The 2,588-nt window shown below is 53.3% G+C and carries 2 protein-coding genes and 1 pseudogene; 2 read left to right on the top strand and 1 reads right to left on the bottom strand.

Features of this window, described 5'->3' with window-relative positions; all coding sequences use genetic code 11:
* Positions 1–359: GGDEF domain-containing protein (locus BBW68_RS07500; RefSeq protein WP_186821302.1), on the top strand; the 359-nt coding region annotated here is incomplete at its 5' end.
* 80 nt (positions 360–439) lie between these two features.
* On the opposite strand, the gene BBW68_RS07495 is transcribed toward BBW68_RS07500, so the two are convergent.
* Positions 440–2,032: an ABC-F family ATPase gene (locus BBW68_RS07495; RefSeq protein WP_083264837.1), complete on the bottom strand. Its 1,593-nt coding sequence runs from the start codon at positions 2,030–2,032 to the stop codon at positions 440–442.
* A gap of 206 nt (positions 2,033–2,238) precedes the next feature.
* On the opposite strand from BBW68_RS07495, the pseudogene BBW68_RS16195 reads away from it, so the two are divergent.
* Positions 2,239–2,588: pseudogene (locus tag BBW68_RS16195) on the top strand (IS4-like element ISEc60 family transposase); the annotation flags it as partial.

Below are 2,588 nucleotides of genomic sequence, written 5' to 3'. Positions count from 1 at the left end.
CTTTGCAACAGTGCCATTTACACCACGTCTCAAGACTCTACCTCGATTCGTTTAAAGCGTTTAACTACACTTATGGTCACCTAGCCGAAGATGATTGCCTGAAACAGATCGCTCATACGCTGTCATGCCTGCCGCACCGCCCGGAAGATTTTGTGACGCGCTACGACAGTGAAGAGTTTGCGCTGATTATGCCGAGAGCGGATCGGACAGCGGCGCTGCGCTTTGCCGGTCAGGCGACTGAGGCGGTGGCGATTACCGAACGCAGCGAAGTCGCGCGCCATCAGCTGATTGCCGGGGCGGATAAGGCGTTATATATCGCGAAGCGGGCGGGGAAGAATCGGGTAAGTGAAAACACGTAGTGGCTGACCTTCTGTTTAGGTCAGCCCGCAAAATCCGCGGCAAGGGTCGGCCCTTGCCGGATATCGCGTAATGAAAGGGTTTACACGATGCCTTGGCTGCGCAGGTAGTCTTCGTAGTTGCCGGTAAAGTCGTTCAGTTTGCCCGTGGTCATCTCAATGACGCGAGTGGCCAGCGAGCTGACGAATTCACGGTCGTGAGAAACGAAAATCAGCGTGCCTTCGTACATCTCCAGCGCGATGTTCAGCGCTTCAATCGATTCCATATCGAGGTGGTTAGTCGGTTCATCCATGATCAGTACGTTCGGCTTCTGCATCATCAGCTTGCCGAACAGCATACGGCCCTTCTCACCACCGGACAGCACTTTGGCTGGCTTCTTGATATCGTCTTGGCTGAACAGCAGACGGCCGAGAATGCCGCGTACCGCCTGCTCATCATCGCTCTCCTGCTTCCACTGGCTCATCCAGTCGAACACAGTCAGGTCGTCGGCGAAGTCGTGGGCGTGATCCTGCGCGTAGTAACCAATTCGCGCATTCTCTGACCATTTTACGGTGCCGTTGTCCGGCAGCAGTTCGCCAATCAGCGTTTTCAGCAGCGTGGTTTTACCAATACCGTTCGGGCCGAGGATCGCCAGCTTTTCGCCCACTTCCAGCAGCATATTGACGTTCTTAAACAGCGGGCTATTGTCGAAACCTTTAGTCACTGCTTCCAGCGTCAGCGCATTACGGAACAGTTTCTTATCCTGCTCGAAACGGATGAACGGGTTCTGACGGCTCGACGCTTTCACCTCATCCAGTTTGATCTTGTCGATCTGCTTGGCGCGTGAGGTAGCCTGACGGGATTTTGAGGCGTTGGCGCTGAAGCGGCTGACGAAGGACTGCAGCTCGTTGATCTGCGCTTTCTTCTTGGCGTTATCAGACAGCAGACGCTCACGCGCTTGGGTCGCTGCCGTCATGTACTCGTCGTAGTTGCCCGGGTAAACGCGCAGCCCGCCGTAGTCGAGGTCTGCCATGTGGGTGCAGACCATATTTAGGAAGTGACGATCGTGCGAAATGATGATCATGGTGCTGTTACGTTCGTTCAGCACCAGCTCCAGCCAGCGAATCGTATCGATGTCTAGGTTGTTCGTTGGTTCGTCGAGCAGCAGAATTTCCGGGTTAGAGAACAACGCCTGTGCCAGCAGCACGCGCAGTTTCCAGCCGGGAGCCACTTCGCTCATCGGGCCGTAGTGCTGCTCCAGCGGAATACCCACGCCCAGCAGCAGCTCACCGGCGCGCGCTTCTGCGGTGTAGCCGTCCATCTCGCCATACTTCTCTTCGAGGTCAGCGACTTTGTAACCGTCTTCTTCGCTCATCTCCGGCAGTGCATAGATCGCATCGCGCTCTTCCTTCACCGCCCACAGCTCGCCGTGGCCCATGATCACTGTATCCAGCACGGAATACTGTTCAAAGGCGAACTGATCCTGGCGCAGTTTACCGAGGCGCTCGTTCGGATCGAGCAAGACATTACCGCCGGAAGGAACTAGGTCGCCACCGAGAATTTTCATAAAGGTAGACTTACCGCTGCCGTTGGCACCGATCAGACCGTAGCGGTTGCCGCCGCCAAATTTGACAGAGATATTTTCGAACAGCGGCTTACTGCCAAACTGCATGGTGACATTGCTGGAAACTAGCACAGAGATAGCCTTTAATTTGCGATGTGAGTATGTGAGTCAGCGCGCATTATGCCAAAAAAAACAGGCGGAGAATACAGCAGTGTGGCAGGGGAGGTTAGAGCAGAAAAGGCTGGGTCTTCCTTCTGAGGAATTTCCAGAAAAATGAGACAGGCATAGCACTATGTGATCTGATTGATTGCGCTAACAATTTCAAGGAAATCACCACTATGCCTGCTCGCTCATTATGCCAAAAATTCTTCAAAAATATACTGGAGCCTCTGCATTTCTACCGCCAAAGATCACTGATTGACGCCACCAGTGCTGTAACAAATGGTGCCTCTCTCACACTTACCAGTATCGGTCGTCATTTGGGTAGAACTGCATCGGTTAAAAACAAAATAAAACGGGTGGATCGACTGTTGGACAATCCTCTTCTGCAGAATGCAGTTTTAACCATTTTTCAGAGGGTTACTTAGGAAATTACACAGGGGATGTCCCGTGTTGTGATACTCATTGACTGGAGTGCTTATCATGCTTCGCGTTTTCAGCTCCTGCGGGCAAGCCTGGCAGGTGATGG

This window comes from Candidatus Erwinia dacicola, assembly GCF_001756855.1.
GTDB lineage: Bacteria > Pseudomonadota > Gammaproteobacteria > Enterobacterales > Enterobacteriaceae > Erwinia > Erwinia dacicola.
This window is presented reverse-complemented; position numbering and strand designations above follow the sequence as displayed.